Source organism: Pseudomonas bijieensis (assembly GCF_013347965.1).
Classification (GTDB): domain Bacteria; phylum Pseudomonadota; class Gammaproteobacteria; order Pseudomonadales; family Pseudomonadaceae; genus Aquipseudomonas; species Aquipseudomonas bijieensis.
In genome coordinates, this window is the sequence record NZ_CP048810.1 from 6,371,151 (window position 1) to 6,385,648 (window position 14,498).

A 14,498-nucleotide genomic window follows, 5' to 3' on the forward strand; every position below is an offset into this window, starting at 1 on the left:
ATCACCTGGGTCAGTTTCTGTCGCTGCTTTTGTTGTCGAGGTCGTAGCCGAGGCTGACGCCAATGCCCTGGAACAGCACCACATCGGCCAGTTGCCGGGCCATTTCACCGGCTTTGGCCAGGCCGGTCTTGGGCACGAAAAGCATGTCTTCCGGTTGCAGGTAGGCGATCTGCGAGGCGTCGCCGCTCAGGGCCTTCTCCACGTCGTAGTGGCGGGCCTCAACCTGATTGCCGTTGCGCCGCATGATCACCACCGAGTCGAGCCTTGCCTTGACGTTCGTGCCCCGGGCCAGGGTCAGCGCCTCGAGAACGGAGATCGGCCGGCGGATAGGGTAGGAACCGGGTTGAGCCACTTCACCGAGGACATAGATCTCGTTACCACCGGTGGACTTGAGCAGCACATCCACGGTCATGTGGCCGGGTAGCTGGGCATAGCGCTCATTGAGGAAGGTCTCCAGCTGGGTGACGGTCATGCCTTGCAACGGGACGGCACCGATTTCCGGGAAGCTGGCGTAGCCATCCCGGCCCACGATGATTTCCCGGCTCATGCCGGTGGCAGGGTGGGTCAAGGTGTTACGCAGGTTCGTCTCGCCGGACAGCGGGCTGGTCACCATTACGGTCAATTGGTTGCGATTGGGCTGGAACAGCATCTTCTGGTTGTAGGCCTGCTGCACCGCCAGGCGCGCCTCTTCGGTGGTCAGGCCGGAGACTTTCACCGAGGTGTTGGCGCCCGGCAGTTCGATACTGCCGTCGGGCATCACCTGTTGCGTGCCGTTGAGTTGGCTGGCAGCGGTGAAGTTCAGGGCAACCTGGTCGCCCGGTTGCACGCGGTAAGCCTGGGAAGAGGTGGTGTCGATGTGAAAAATCACATCCAGCACGTCCTGGGGTCTCAGGGTCTGTTCGACCCTGGGCATGTCGGTGGCTTGGGCGTTGGCTGGCGCGGCCGTGAGGATCTGCACCGGCATCGAACGGGTATCGGTGGTGCTGGAGCAACCGGCAAGCGGCAGCAACAGCAGGACAAGCATTCTGGCGTTCATCTCGTCATCCTTTTGCGGGCTTACAGGTTGTTGTAGAGCCATTTGGGCATGTAGTACTTGCGTCGGTTGAACACGCTGCCGACTACCTTCGCGCCCGCCTGGACCAAGCGTTGCCGGGCGGCTTGGGCCACTTCCCAGCGGGTATCCTCACCACGCACCACCAGCACCACGCCGTCCACCTGGGTGCTGATGACCAGTGTGTCGCTGGCCGAATACACCGCGTCGGCGTCGATCACCACGAAGCGGTACTGCGCCGCCAGTTGCCTGAACAATGGACGCAGTCGCTCGGGGCTCAGGCGGTCGGCGTTATGCCCCAGGCGGCCATTGGGCAGCACGTCGAAGGGCAGGCTGGAAACCTGCACCACGCAGTCCTGCAACAGCGGTGGGGCGAGGGTGTTGAACAGCAGGTCGCTGAAACCGCGCTCTTTTTGCAGCAACAGTTGGTGGCTGAGGTTGTGCGGCGACTGGCTCGCATCCACCAGCAACACCCGTCCGTTGCTCATCTGCGCCAGTTGAGCGGCGAGCGCCATGGCGCTGGTGCTCGTGCCGGTGCCGATGTTGGCGGCTGTCATGAGAAGGATCCGCAGATCCGGGTCAAGCACGGTCGAGGTCAGGTTGGTCTCGCTCGGGCTGGCTATGGTCAGGATATTCGTTGAACCGTCCATTTAACTCGCTCCGTGGCCGCTGAAAACTTTGAAGGGGGTAAGCATCAGGATCTTCAAGTCCAGCCACAGGCTTTGTTCAGCGATATAGCTGAGGTCCAATTCCACGCGCTGGTCGAAGTCGATATTGCTGCGCCCGGAGATCTGCCACAGACCGGTCATGCCGGGGTAGATGCTCAGGCGCACAAGGTGATTGTCCTTGTAGCGATAGGCGTTGAACGAGGTCGGCCGCGGGCCCACCAGGCGCATGTCGCCGGTCACTACGTTGATCAGGTTCGGCAGTTCGTCGAGGCTGCTGCGGCGCAGGAACCGGCCGATGGGCGTGATGCGCGGGTCGTTGTCGATCTTGAAATCGATGGCATCGGCGCCGTGTTTGTTGAGGTGGCGCAGCGACTCCTTGAGGGCCTCGGCATCGGCGACCATGGTGCGGAACTTGTACATGCCGAAGACCCGGCCGCGATAACCGGTGCGCTTCTGCACGAACAGCACGGGGCCGGGGCTGGAGAACTTGACCAGCAGCGCCAGGCCCAGCAGCAGTGGACAGAACACCAGCAGGATCGCCAGGGCGCCGAGGCTGGCCACTACGCGGTTGGTGCGCGAGACCGTCCAGGGCCGACCGCCGTCGCGACCGGTCAACCAACCACGGCCCTGGCGGTGGATGGCCGCGTCCAAGCGCCTGCGGTGGTCGGGGTCGACACGCTTGTCGCGTCCAGGGGCGTTGATCTCGATGACTTGCTCATGTCGGGTCATGGATTCCTCCGCTGAGGTTGGGCCGCAAGTGTTCAGCCGCGAGCGGCGCGTGGGCAGGCCGTGCGTAGTAATCGAGAAACCACTGGATGAAACGGCCCAGGCCGTCGTCCAGTTCGATGCACGGTTTGAAACCGGTGGTCTTTGCCAGGTCGCTGGCATCGGCGCAGGTGTTGAGCACATCGCCTGCTTGCAGGGGCAGCAGCTCGACGCGTGCGGTGCGTCCCAGGTGTTTTTCCAGCAGCGCGACATAGGTGCGCAGCGCCACCGGGTGCTGTCCGCCGATGTTGTAGATCCGCCAGGGCGCGCGGCTGGTGGCCGGGCCCGGTTGTTCGTGATCCAGCAAGGGCGTGACCTGGGGCGCATGTTCGATCAGGCGGGCGATGCTTTCGACGATGTCGTCGATGTAGGTGAAGTCGCGTTGGTGTTCGCCGTGATTGAACAGTTGCAGCACACGGTCTTCGATGATGGCGCGGGCAAACTGGATCGGTGACATGTCCGGCCGACCCCAAGGGCCGTACACCGTGAAGAACCGCAGGCCGGTGCAAGGAATACCGAACAGGTGGCTGTAGCTGTGGGCCATGAGCTCGTTGGCTTTTTTGCTGGCCGCGTACAGTGACAGCGGATGATCGACGTTGTCCTGCACCGAATAAGGCGTGCGCGGGTTGGCGCCGTACACGGAACTTGAGGAGGCGTAGATCAGGTGCCTGACCGGATAGCGGCGGCAGCTTTCCAGGATGTTCAGGAATCCGGTGATGTTGCTGTCGACATAGGCCTGCGGGTTTTCCAGGGAGTAGCGCACACCCGCCTGGGCCGCGAGATGAATCACTGCGTCGGGGCGTCGGGCCTGGAACAGCTCGTCGATGGCCGGCGCGTCGGCCAGGTCGATCCGCGCCAGGGGGAATTCGCCGGCCTGATCGTTCACCCAGGTCACGCGGTCGTGCTTGAGCTGCGGGTCGTAGTAGTCGTTGAAATTGTCCAGCCCGCATACTCGATGGCCGTCGCGCAGCAGTCGCAGCACAACGTGGGCGCCGATGAAGCCGGCTGCGCCGGTGACCAGGATGTTCACGCTTGTGGCCCTGACGCCGGGGTGCCCGGCACGGTGTGCCGCAGACCGATGCCGCGATACAACAGCCCGGCGGCGGCCAGGTGTTCGGGGTTGTACAGGTTGCGACCATCGATGATCACCCGGGCGCGCAACTTGCTGGCCAGCAGGTCGAAGTCCACTACGCGAAAATTCTTCCACTCGGTGCAAATCACCAGTGCATCGGCGTCTTCCAGGGTGTCGTCGCGGGTGGCGCAGAGGTTCAGGTCTTTGCGATAGCCGTAGAGGCGGCGGCATTCGGACATGGCTTCCGGGTCATAGGCCTGGACCCGGGCGCCTTCGCGCCACAGCGCTTCCATCAGGTAGCGGCTGGGGGCTTCGCGCATGTCATCGGTGTTGGGTTTGAACGCCAAGCCCCAGATGGCAATCGACTTGCCCGCCAGGCCATCCTGGAATTGCTTCGCCAGTTTCTCGAAGAGGATGTGCCGCTGGCTGTCGTTGACGTCGGTGACGCTGCGCAGCAGGCGCAGCGGCATGCCGCTCTGTTCGGCGGTGTGCAGCAGGGCGCGCAGGTCCTTGGGAAAGCACGAGCCGCCAAAGCCGCAGCCGGGGTAGATGAAGTGGTAGCCGATGCGCGGGTCCGAACCGATGCCCTTGCGCACCGCCTCGATGTCGGCGCCGAGCCGTTCGGTGAGGTTGGCCAGTTCGTTCATGAAGCTGATGCGGGTGGCGAGCATGGCATTGGCGGCGTACTTGGTCAGTTCGGCGCTGCGGTTGTCCATGAACATCAGTTTTTCGTGGTTGCGGCAAAAGGGCGCGTAGAGCTCGGTCATCTGGTCGCGGGCCAGCGGGTCGGCGGTGCCGACGATGATCCGGTCCGGGCGCATGCAATCGACCAGGGCGCTGCCTTCCTTGAGAAATTCGGGGTTGGAGACCACGCGCACGGCAAGTTTTTTCAGGCCCCGGCGCTCCAGGACCTGGCGCGCGCATTCGGCCACTTTGTCGGCCGTGCCCACCGGCACCGTCGACTTGATGATCAGGGTGCGGTCACTGTCCATGAAGTCGGCGATTTGCCGGGTGACGCTCAATACATGGCTGAGATCGGCGGAGCCGTCTTCATCGGCGGGGGTGCCGACGGCGATGAAAATCAGCTCGCCATGGTTGACCGCGTCGCTGGCCTGAGAACTGAACGACAAGCGTCCGGACTTGATGTTGTCTTCGAGCAAACTGGACAGCCCCGGTTCGCTGATGGTCGGTACGGCTTGTTGCAGTTGCCGGATCTTGTTCAGGTCGATATCGATGCACAAAACGCGGTGTCCGACGTCGGCCATTGCGGCCGCCTGGATCAGCCCGACATACCCCGTACCAAATACGCTCACGTCCATTTTTGGCGCGCCTCGCAGGCCGAATGATGTAACTCGGATGAAACTGTTTAGAGGGGTATAGCGCAGCTTCAGGAAAGCGTGTCAGCAAAATGACAGTTGTCACTGTTGGCAATTCAAGTGGAGTCGGGCCTTTTGATATCAAGTTATTGAGTGTCTTAGAAAAGTGGCTGTTTTATTGGGCTTCACGGGAATTTGACAAAGCGATAAACGGTAGTAATCCATAGGTTTTTACATTTTGTGACGTGTTTTCGTGTCATTTTTGGGGTAACTTTTTTTTGACGCGTGCGACGTTCATCCCTTTCTTGCACTTTGGAAACCCCCTGCTAGTGTGCAGAAAACGAACCCCTTTCCAACGTCGCGATAGAGTCGAAATCGACATGGCCCGATACCTCAAGGAACTGCTGTTGGTGCTGTATCTGGTGCGGGGGTACGACTATTACCTTGATCGTCTGCAGGCGCTGGGTTTTGGTTTCCCCACGCTGTTGTACAGCGCGATGTTCGTGGTGTTGGTGGTGGCGTTGTGGATGAGCGCGTACATCCGCCCGGCCCTGGTGCGGCATCTGTTCGCGCTGGTGATGTTTGCCTCGGCGGTGTTCTTCGAGGTGTACACCCGGGTCACCGACAGCTACCTGACCTACAGCCAGTTCGTGTCGCTGGTGTACTCCGGTGGGTTCATCCAGGAGGCGGCCTATCAGTACCGCGAAGTGATCATCAGGGCGGCGGCCGCTGGTGTGTTGCTGTTGTTGGGGATCGGACTCAAGCCTCGCCGACGGCTACCGTTGCCAGGCTTTCTGCCAGTTGCTGCGCCATTGCTTGGCGTGCTGTTGCTCAGTGCTGTGTTGTTCATGCGGGCGGGCGAGGGCGCGCGCGGGCTGCCGGTGATGTACACGCCGTTGGCCTATTTGAACCTGTTCATCTATGAGGCCCTGCACAACATCGTGGGTCCTCGGGAACCGGTGCGCATTGCGCGGCTAACTTCGGTCATCGAGCATGACATTGTGCTGATCATCGATGAAAGCGTCGCCGGCAACTACCTGGACATCAACGCGCCGTTCGGTGTGTACACCAGCCTGAAAATGCCACCTTCGGGCGTGGAGGTCATCAATTTCGGTTACGCGGCCTCCATCGCCAATTGCAGCGCCGACACGAATATCACCCTGCGTTACGGCGGTACTCGCGCCGACTACATACGTATCAACAGCACCCTGCCGTCGATCTGGCAGTACGCTAAAAAGGCTGGGTTGCGCACCGTCTACATCGATGCCCAACGCACCGGAGGCAACCTGCAGAACCTGATGACCGACCTTGAGAAACAGGACATCGACGAATTCATCCAATTCGACCAGGTCAGCGTGCGCGACCGTGACATGGCGGCGGCGGCGAAGTTGATCGAGTTGCTGGGCGATGACCACGCCGAGCTGGTGCTGATCAATAAGGTGGGCGCGCATTTCCCTGTGCACGACAAATACCCTGACGACTTCATGAACTACCGCCCGGCCTTGCCGCGAGGGCTGTTCCAGGAAGTGTCCGACACCGGCCTGCGTGACGGCTTCAATGGCCAGAAGGACGACTGGGTGTTGTACCGCAACGCCTACCAGAACACGTTGCTGTGGAATGTCGGTGAGTTCTTCAAACGAATCTTCCAGCAGGCTGATTTGAGTCGTGCCGTATTGATCTACACCTCCGATCACGGCCAGGACCTGCACGAGCGCGGCAACCCGGGGCTCAACACCCATTGCGACGGCGACCCGGTGGCGGAAGAGGGGCTGGTGCCGCTGGTGGTGATAGAGGGCGCGCAGTCGCACACCCTGGATTGGCAGCAAGCTTGGGCGCAGAACAAAGACCGTTCCAGCCACTACAACATCTTCCCGACGCTGTTGCAGTTGATGGGGTACGAGCCGGCCGGGATTGAAGCAATCTATGGCAAGTCCCTGAGCCAGCCGACCGACGACGCCTTCACCTTCAACTACCGCTTCAATGCACGGTTGGGGGCTGTGCCTGAATGGAAACACATCGACCTGAACCACATCGTCACACCGGGGCCGACGCAAGCGCAGATGGCGGCGGGGCAGTGATCCCTGTGGGAGCTGAGCTTGCTCGCGATAGTGCATCGATATTGGATGTGCCGATGCCCTCGCGGGCAAGCTCCGCTATCCTGAGCCTCATGTTTATCCATCGAGCCTTTCCATGCTTGAAGTGCGCGAAGTCTTCAAAAGCTACGTCACTCCCCAGGGCCCGTTGCCGGTGTTGCAAGGCATCGACCTGACATTGCCGCCCGGCAGCAGTCTGGCGCTGATGGGAGAGTCCGGCAGCGGCAAAAGCACCTTGTTGCATCTGGTCGCCGGGCTGGACAAGGTCGATGGCGGCAGTATCCGCAGTGGCCAATACCGACTCGACGGCATGAGCGAAAGCCAGCTGGCGAACTGGCGGCGTACGGAAATCGGTCTGGTGTTTCAGCAGTTCAACCTCATCAGCAGCCTGTCGGTGGAGGACAATCTGGCGTTCCAGGCGCGTCTGTGCGGGCGCTATGATCCTGTCTGGCAGGCCCATCTGGTGCAGCGGCTCGGGCTTGCAGACTTGCTGCGGCGTTATCCGGAACAGCTTTCCGGCGGGCAGCAGCAACGGGTCGCGCTGGGGCGGGCGCTGGCCTCGCGACCGCCCCTGTTACTGGCCGACGAACCTACCGGCAGCCTCGACGAAACCACCAGCGACGAAGTGCTGCAACTGCTGCTGGAACTGCTGGATGGCAGCTCCACCAGCCTGCTGATGGTGACCCACAGCCCCCGGGTGGCGGCGCGCCTGGCCCATCGGGTGGTGTTGCAGCGCGGTCGCCTGGCTGAAGTGGCCCAGGGTTGATGATCTTTCGGCAGACCCTCAAGGCGTTGCTCAGTCACTGGCGCCAGCACCCGGTGCAGTTTTTCAGCGTATTGACCGGGCTCTGGCTCGCCACCAGTCTGCTAACCGGCGTGCAAGCGCTGAACAGTCAGGCCCGGGACAGCTACGCCCGGGCCAGCCAACTGATTGGCGGCGAACCCCAGGCCAGCCTCAGTGCACCCGGCGGCGGCACGTTTGCTCAGCAATGGTTTGTCGATCTGCGGCGCCAGGGCTGGCCGGTGTCGCCGGTGTTGCAGGCGCGAGTGATGCTCGAGGGCCACGAGGAGCAGCGCCTGCAATTGATGGGGATCGATCCGGTGTCGCTGCCCCCTGGTGCGGCGCTGGTGGGGCAGGCGCGGGAGATGACCGAGGTGGTGGCGTTTTTCAGCGATCCCGGCCGCACCTGGATCGCCCCGCAGACGTTGCAAGCCTTGGGCATGGGCGAGGGTGATCGGCCCCAGACGGTCGATGGGCGATCCCTGCCGCCGCTGCACGCCCAAGTGGACATGGCGCCGGGCGTGCTGTTGATGGACATTGGTTTTGCCCAGCAGGTGCTCGGGTTGCCGGAGCAGCTGTCGCGATTGCTGTTGCCCGCCACGTTCAGTGCGGCGTTGCCGGAGGCATTCAACGGTCGGTTGCAACTCAAGCGCGCCGATGAAGAAAACAATCTGTCGCGTCTGACCGAAAGCTTTCACTTGAACCTCGACGCCCTGGGATTTTTATCCTTTGTGGTGGGGCTGTTCATTGTCCACGCTGCCATTGGCCTGGCCCTGGAACAGCGTCGTGGCTTACTGCGAACCCTGCGGGCCTGTGGCGTCAGTGCGCGGGTGCTGATCACCAGCCTGGTCTTCGAGCTGGGGGCGCTGGCGTTGCTGGGGGGCATCGCCGGGGTGCTCAGCGGCTATTGGCTGGCGAGCCTCTTGTTGCCCGATGTCGCGGGAAGTCTGCGGGGCTTGTACGGTGCTGAAGTGCCCGGGCAGTTGAACCTCAGCCCGTGGTGGTGGCTCAGCGGCGTCGGCCTGAGCCTGCTCGGTGCGCTGCTAGCCGGGGCCGACAGTTTGCTGCGGGCCGCGCGTCTGCCCTTGCTGGCGCTGGCCAATCCCCAGGCCTGGCATCAGGCTCATGCGCGCTGGTTGCGACGCCAGGGTTGGGTGGCGACACTGGCCGGGGTGATCGCTGCGTCGGCGTTGATCTGGGGCGATAATCTGGCCAGCGGTTTTGTCTTGATGACGGCCTTGCTATTGGGGGCGGCGCTGGCCTTGCCGGTGTTGCTCAACAGCGCTCTGAACCTGTTGTCGCGTCGCAGCCGCTCGGTACTCGGACAATGGTTTCTCGCCGATTGCCGCCAGCAATTACCGACGTTGAGCCTGGCGTTGATGGCGTTGTTGCTGGCGCTGGCGGCGAACATCGGTGCCGGCAGCATGACCGCCGGTTTCCGCCAGACCTTCAGTAACTGGCTCGAACAACGGCTGACCGCCGAGTTGTACATCAATCCGCAAACCCCGGCCCAGGCGAACGAACTGCACGCCTGGCTCAAGCAGCAACCGGCGATCACTGCCGTCGTTCCCCTCTGGCAAATCTCGGTCCCGTTGCAGGGCTGGCCGACGGATATCCACGGCATCATCGATCATCCCCACTATCGCCAGCACTGGCCGCTGCTGGAATCGGCCGGCGACAAACCGTGGGAGCAACTGGCGGCCGCCGATACCCTCATGCTCAGCGAGCAACTGGCCCGACGCCTCAAGGTGAGCATCGGCGATCAGTTGACCCTGCCGACGCCGCAAGGGCCATGGTTGCTGCGCATCGTCGGGATCTACGCCGACTACGGCAATCCCAAGGGGCATGTGCTGGTCAATGCCGATCACTTGCTGGCGCACTGGCCGAACCTGACACCGAACCGTTTCAACCTGCGTATCGATCCGCCCGCGATCCCGGCGCTACTGACAGCGTTGCAAGGCCGCTTCAGCCTGGATGACAGCCGCATCGTCGATCAAGCCCGGCTCAAGGGTTGGTCGACCCAGGTGTTCGAACGCACCTTCGCCGCCACCGCCGCCCTCAACAGCCTGACCCTGGCGGTGGCCGGGGTGGCGTTGTTCATCAGCCTGCTGACCCAGAGCCAGAGTCGCCTCGGTCAGTTGGCGCCGCTATGGGCGCTGGGCGTGACGCGCCGGCAGTTGATGTTGCTCAACCTCGGCCAGACCTGGTTGCTGGCGCTGTTGACCTTGGTCCTGGCGTTGCCGCTGGGCATCGCCCTGGCCTGGTGCCTGGACGCGGTGATCAACGTGCAGGCCTTCGGTTGGCGCCTGCCGCTGCGGGTGTTCCCGTTGCAATTGGTGCAGTTGCTGGCCTTGGCGATGCTCGCCACGCTACTGGCATCGGCCTGGCCGCTGTACGCGTTGTACCGCACGCAGCCGGCGGATTTGCTGAGGACCTTTGCCCATGAGGATTAGTGTCTGCGTGTTGTTGCTGGCGTTGCTCAGCGGTTGTGATGACTCGGCGCCGGCGCAAAAGGGCTTTGCCGGCCTCGGCGACCAGGCTGTCGCGTTCACGCCGGTTGTGCCGGGGCGGCTGTTCAGTTTTCCGACCGATCATGGCCTTCATGAAGGTTTTCGCGTCGAGTGGTGGTACGTCACCGCCAATCTCAAGGATGCCCAGGGCCGTGATTTCGGTGTGCAGTGGACGCTGTTTCGCAGTGCCTTGGATGCCGCGCCCCAGGCCAGCGGCTGGCGCAACCAGACGATCTGGCTCGGTCACGCTGCGGTCACATCCGCCACCGTGCACCATGCCGCCGAGCGTTATGCCCGAGGTGGGGTAGGGCAGGCCGGGGTGCAGGCGGTGCCCTTTGATGCCTGGATCGACGACTGGCAATTCGGCACCCGGGTTTCAGGGGCCGAGCCGTTGGCGGACATGCAGTTGAAGGCTCGCGACCCGCGCTTCAGCTATGCGTTGCGGCTCACATCGAGCCGGCCGCTGGTGTTGCAGGGCGATCAAGGTTTCAGCCAGAAATCCGAACAGGGGCAAGCGTCGTACTACTACAGCCAGCCGTTCTTCCAGGCCAGCGGTGAATTGGAGATCGACGGCCGGCGTTACGCGGTCAGCGGCCCGGCCTGGCTCGACCGCGAATGGAGCAGCCAGCCCCTGACCGCCAACCAGACCGGTTGGGACTGGTTCTCCTTGCACCTGGACAACGGCGAGCACCTGATGCTCTACCGCATGCGCCACAAGGACGGTGCGCCGTACCTCACGGGCACCTGGATCGACGCCCAGGGCCAAGCGCAAACCCTGCGCGCCGGGGAAATCAGCCTGCAGCCCCTGGACACCGCCAAGGTCGCCGGGCGCTCGATGCCGGTAGGCTGGGCCATCAAGATCCCCGGCAAGCAACTCGACATTACTGTCCACGCGCTGAATCCCAATGCCTGGATGAACTTGCGCATCCCCTACTGGGAAGGACCGGTGCAACTGCATGGCAACCAGGGCGGCACGGGTTACCTGGAAATGACCGGCTACTGAGAATCATTGGAACTCCCCGCGAACGTCGCCCCTCATAGCTTATGAATGTCTCGCAGGAGCCCGTCATGAGCGATGACCTCAAACTTGCGTCGCTGGCCGATTGGCAGCGATTGTTCGACGACAAGGCCTACTGGCAGCAGTCCCCCGACGCTCACTTCACCGAACTGATGCGGCTGGCCAATGATCTGTTCGGCCTGGGCGCCATCGACCTGGCGCAGTGGCAGGCCTTGAAGACCAAGGCCGAGCAACTGCACCAACGCTCCCCGGACGCCAACGTCGCTGAAGAAGTCGCCGACCCCGACGCGTGATCCAAGCCTGAAGGATTCAAGGAGTTCGCCATGAAGCACAGCCCCGACCAAACGCCGCAGAACCCCGACGAGCCGGCGTTGCCCGGTGAAGTGGAACGCGATAACGATGCCTTGCGGCCCAATGACCCGGCCAAGCGCAAGCAACAGCACGGCGATCCTGAGGCAGGGGATACCGATGCGCAGAAAACCGGTCGGCGTGGCTGAAGTGAGTCACACGGGGTATTAAAAGATTTTTTTAATGACTGTTTAAACTTGCAACGACGTGTTGCGAATAACGTTTGTACTTATTCATCGTTTTGTATAACTGTTTGTACAGCTAATACATAATGCCCATTCAAACACAAACCCCTGGCGAGGATGCATGCTCCCGTCGGGCTCTATGGCGAGTGGCCGTTGCGCGCGGGATGCCCACCCAGCCGAGTGGGAAGTGCTCTCGTCACGGCGCACTGTAATTGTACAAGCGGCTGGGGGGGCTCAGTTGTGAACAGTTGTAACGATGAATAATTATTTAAACAGGCTCACGGACATATTCTAAAAGTTCGATTATTATTGTGCCCGTTCGCCCAGTGTCAGGCTCTTTACCAGTGCATGGATTGCCGAGGCCATCGCACTGGGCGAACACCATCCTGAATCAACCCCCATCGATTGTTTTCAACTGCACATTAGTCAGCGGAGTTGGCCGATGCATGGACGGCTGCTCCCGATTTAACCGACCACGGGCGAACGCCAGTCATCGGAGCCCGTGGTATTGCTGACTTCGTGAGTCCAAGTGATCTTGCGATACGCGAAATGCACGTCCTCCAGATGGGTGAAGTGTGCATTCGCCGGGTCCTGGCAGTTGAACATGTAGTCCTTGATCTCGACGATGATCGCGTCTTCCAGCGTGGTGGTGAAGTAGTGTTCCTGGGTGCCCGAGGCGGATGTCCGGAACCATTGAATCACGACCTCTTCCATGCGCTCACCACTGGCCAGCGCCGCCAGTAGCAACGGCGTGGCCTTGTCGAATACTTTGGTGATGATGAGGGGTTGATGAACGCGTTGGCCGGTTGGCTGGCCGGATTGAGGATCGCGTGGGACGGTCATCTGATGCTGGAAACCTTGCACCATGATTTTGTCTTCACGACCTTCCTGAAAGATATTGCCAACCGAGTCAGCGGTAAACGCGCCTTCAGTGATCAGACCTTGTTTGATGCCTTTGATGGTCATGTACGCGGGGGTAGCCAATGGATGCTCTCCTTCCTGGATAACTATGGGCCTGGGACGGGAATCGCCCCGAGGTGGCCTGACGATTATCAAGAGCTATGCCATTTTTAAAAAAACTATAAATATCAAATAGTTGAATAGATTATTGGCGATTATTTTCCTCAGCCAAACAAGAAAGCGCACAAAGGTTTGCCCGGCGCGTTGCAGCTCTTCGTGGCCTGAGCAAACACCGCGAAAGCCAGGCAAAGTGGCCGATGTAGGCGTGCTGCGCAACACGCCTGGTCATGCAGCTTTTTGCCGTTTTATCCTTCGGCTCGTTCCTACAAGCCCAATGTGGCCCTGCACTCATCGATAGAGCGCTGTTGAGTCTGCGCATACAACCCCAGTTCATCGATGGTCGCTCCCCCCAACGCCTCTTCAAAGGCTTGGCGGTTGGACTGCCCGGCGTAATGGCTCTGGGCGGCATCGCCGAGGTTCGACTGGAAAATACCGGCAGCGCTGACCGGCAGGAAATCCTCGTACACCAAAGGTTCGGCGCGCAGGTATTGCTGCGCGAGCAAGTGCTCCAGGGACGCCGCTTGCCCGAGGGTGCCCTTGGCGGCGAGGCCCTTGGGCGTCACGAAATAGCGAAAGTAGGCCAATGCTTGTCGGCGCAGCTCATCGTGGTTGTCAGGGAATTCGACAAAGTGTTCGCTCATCAGCCGGTTGTAGCGTTCGGCGTTGGCTTCGTTGGGAAACTCCCCCAGCGCATCCCGCGCGGCGTTCAGCAATCGGTCGTAGAGCGCGCGGCCCTTGGGCGTGAGCGCGGCGCCCCGTTGTTCGATTTCGCCGAAGCGGGCGCTGTGGCTGCCTTGGGCCTGTGATTGGTCAGTGAAGGCGACGGGTTCGTCCAGTGCCTTGAAACTGGTCTGGCGCAGCAGGATCGGGCACTGACGACGGGGTGGACCTTCGATCACGGCCTTGGGGGTAATGCCATGCACGGGCATCCGGGCCTGGACGATGTCGATGTCCAGGGTGCGCGGCGTCAGGTGGTTGATGTGCGGGCCCTTGAACGCCACCACGTCGGCGATCAAACGATGTTGGGCGCTCAATTGCCGGTACTGTTCGGCGGTGACCGTGGCGCTGTGGTGCCAGCGAAAGGTTTCCAGGGCCTGTAGGACGAAGTCCTCGGCCTGGGCCTCGGTCAGGCCACCCTGGCGTTCGGCCAGGTCAATGAGCTCAAGGGCGCTGGGGGTGAAGATCTGCCGTTTGGCCAGCACCGACTCGGCAAAGGCCCGAAGCTCGGCATTCTCGATCAGTTCCAGGCGCAGCAGCGAGGTAAACACCCGGAACGGGCTGACCTGCAACGCGCTTTCGTGCACGGCGCGGAAGGCCGTGGAATGCACCGGCACCCCGGCCGGCGTAAGGTCGTAGTAGCCCACCGGCTGCATGCCCATGACCGCGAACAGACGCCCCAGGGTCGCCAGCTCGGCGGCGGTGCCAACGCGAATCGCGCCGTGGCGTTCCAGGTCCAGGCGTTCGAGTTCGCCGGTGCTGCGCAGGTGTGCGGCCAGGGCCGGGTCTTCGGCCAGCACCTGGGCGTTGGTGTGCTCCACCAGCTTCATCAGGGCACCATACAGTGGCACCTCGTCGCGGTACATGTCGGACATCGCCCTGGAGAAGCGTTGGCGGATCAGGTCGGGGCTGACGAAGCTCATCGTGAGAATTCCTGGCGAGGGCTGTGGGAAA

General features: G+C 61.8%; 13 protein-coding genes. 6 read left to right on the forward strand and 7 right to left on the reverse strand.

All coding sequences use genetic code 11. The features are described from left to right. Positions 1-10: 10 nt before the first annotated feature. The 5 genes from GN234_RS28315 to GN234_RS28335 are packed head-to-tail and all read right to left on the reverse strand — an operon-like array spanning position 11 to position 4,875. Positions 11-1,036 (reverse strand): polysaccharide biosynthesis/export family protein, encoded by a 1,026-nt coding sequence (locus tag GN234_RS28315; protein WP_163857794.1) that lies wholly within the window; start codon positions 1,034-1,036, stop codon positions 11-13. 20 nt (positions 1,037-1,056) lie between these two features. Further along, positions 1,057-1,701 carry a CpsD/CapB family tyrosine-protein kinase gene (locus GN234_RS28320; RefSeq protein ID WP_163857796.1) on the reverse strand — a complete coding sequence of 215 codons (645 nt, stop codon included), beginning with the start codon at positions 1,699-1,701 and terminating at the stop codon, positions 1,057-1,059. Continuing rightward, a complete protein-coding gene (locus tag GN234_RS28325; RefSeq protein WP_109754650.1) occupies positions 1,702-2,448 on the reverse strand; it encodes a sugar transferase in 747 nt (248 codons plus the stop codon). It lies immediately after the preceding gene. Further along, the gene (locus tag GN234_RS28330) at positions 2,435-3,514 is read right to left on the reverse strand and encodes an NAD-dependent epimerase (RefSeq protein ID WP_109754651.1); all 1,080 of its coding nucleotides are present in this window, start codon (positions 3,512-3,514) and stop codon (positions 2,435-2,437) included. Before GN234_RS28330 ends, GN234_RS28325 begins: the two co-directional genes overlap by 14 nt. After that, positions 3,511-4,875 (reverse strand): UDP-glucose dehydrogenase family protein, encoded by a 1,365-nt coding sequence (locus GN234_RS28335; RefSeq protein WP_176689412.1) that lies wholly within the window; start codon positions 4,873-4,875, stop codon positions 3,511-3,513. The genes GN234_RS28330 and GN234_RS28335 overlap by 4 nt, the downstream gene beginning before the upstream one ends. Before the next feature lie 377 nt (positions 4,876-5,252). On the opposite strand from GN234_RS28335, the gene GN234_RS28340 reads away from it, so the two are divergent. From GN234_RS28340 to GN234_RS28365, 6 genes are all read left to right on the forward strand, one after another. After that, a complete protein-coding gene (locus tag GN234_RS28340; RefSeq protein ID WP_163857802.1) occupies positions 5,253-6,950 on the forward strand; it encodes a sulfatase-like hydrolase/transferase in 1,698 nt (565 codons plus the stop codon). Positions 6,951-7,062: 112 nt separating this feature from the next. Then, the gene (locus GN234_RS28345; protein ID WP_109754654.1) at positions 7,063-7,731 is read left to right on the forward strand and encodes an ABC transporter ATP-binding protein; all 669 of its coding nucleotides are present in this window, start codon (positions 7,063-7,065) and stop codon (positions 7,729-7,731) included. Further along, on the forward strand, positions 7,731-10,199 hold the full coding sequence (locus tag GN234_RS28350; protein ID WP_176689413.1) for an ABC transporter permease: 2,469 nt from the start codon (positions 7,731-7,733) through the stop codon (positions 10,197-10,199). The genes GN234_RS28345 and GN234_RS28350 overlap by 1 nt, the downstream gene beginning before the upstream one ends. Then, positions 10,189-11,259, forward strand: coding sequence for a lipocalin-like domain-containing protein (locus GN234_RS28355; RefSeq protein WP_176689414.1), 1,071 nt, complete (start codon positions 10,189-10,191; stop codon positions 11,257-11,259). The genes GN234_RS28350 and GN234_RS28355 overlap by 11 nt, the downstream gene beginning before the upstream one ends. Positions 11,260-11,324: 65 nt before the next feature. Next, positions 11,325-11,567 (forward strand): hypothetical protein, encoded by a 243-nt coding sequence (locus GN234_RS28360; RefSeq protein ID WP_109754657.1) that lies wholly within the window; start codon positions 11,325-11,327, stop codon positions 11,565-11,567. A 30-nt stretch (positions 11,568-11,597) separates the two neighbouring features. Further along, entirely contained in the window at positions 11,598-11,771 is a 174-nt protein-coding gene (locus GN234_RS28365) for a hypothetical protein (protein WP_162893849.1), read from the forward strand. Between the two features lie 501 nt (positions 11,772-12,272). Here GN234_RS28365 and GN234_RS28370 read toward each other — a convergent pair. Together GN234_RS28370 and hglS are read right to left on the reverse strand one after the other, a co-directional pair. Further along, complete coding sequence (locus tag GN234_RS28370; protein WP_116832952.1) at positions 12,273-12,791, reverse strand: Hcp family type VI secretion system effector; 519 nt, start codon at positions 12,789-12,791, stop codon at positions 12,273-12,275. A gap of 299 nt (positions 12,792-13,090) precedes the next feature. Then, positions 13,091-14,467, reverse strand: coding sequence for a 2-oxoadipate dioxygenase/decarboxylase HglS (gene hglS, locus GN234_RS28375; protein WP_176689415.1), 1,377 nt, complete (start codon positions 14,465-14,467; stop codon positions 13,091-13,093). Positions 14,468-14,498 lie beyond the last annotated feature (31 nt).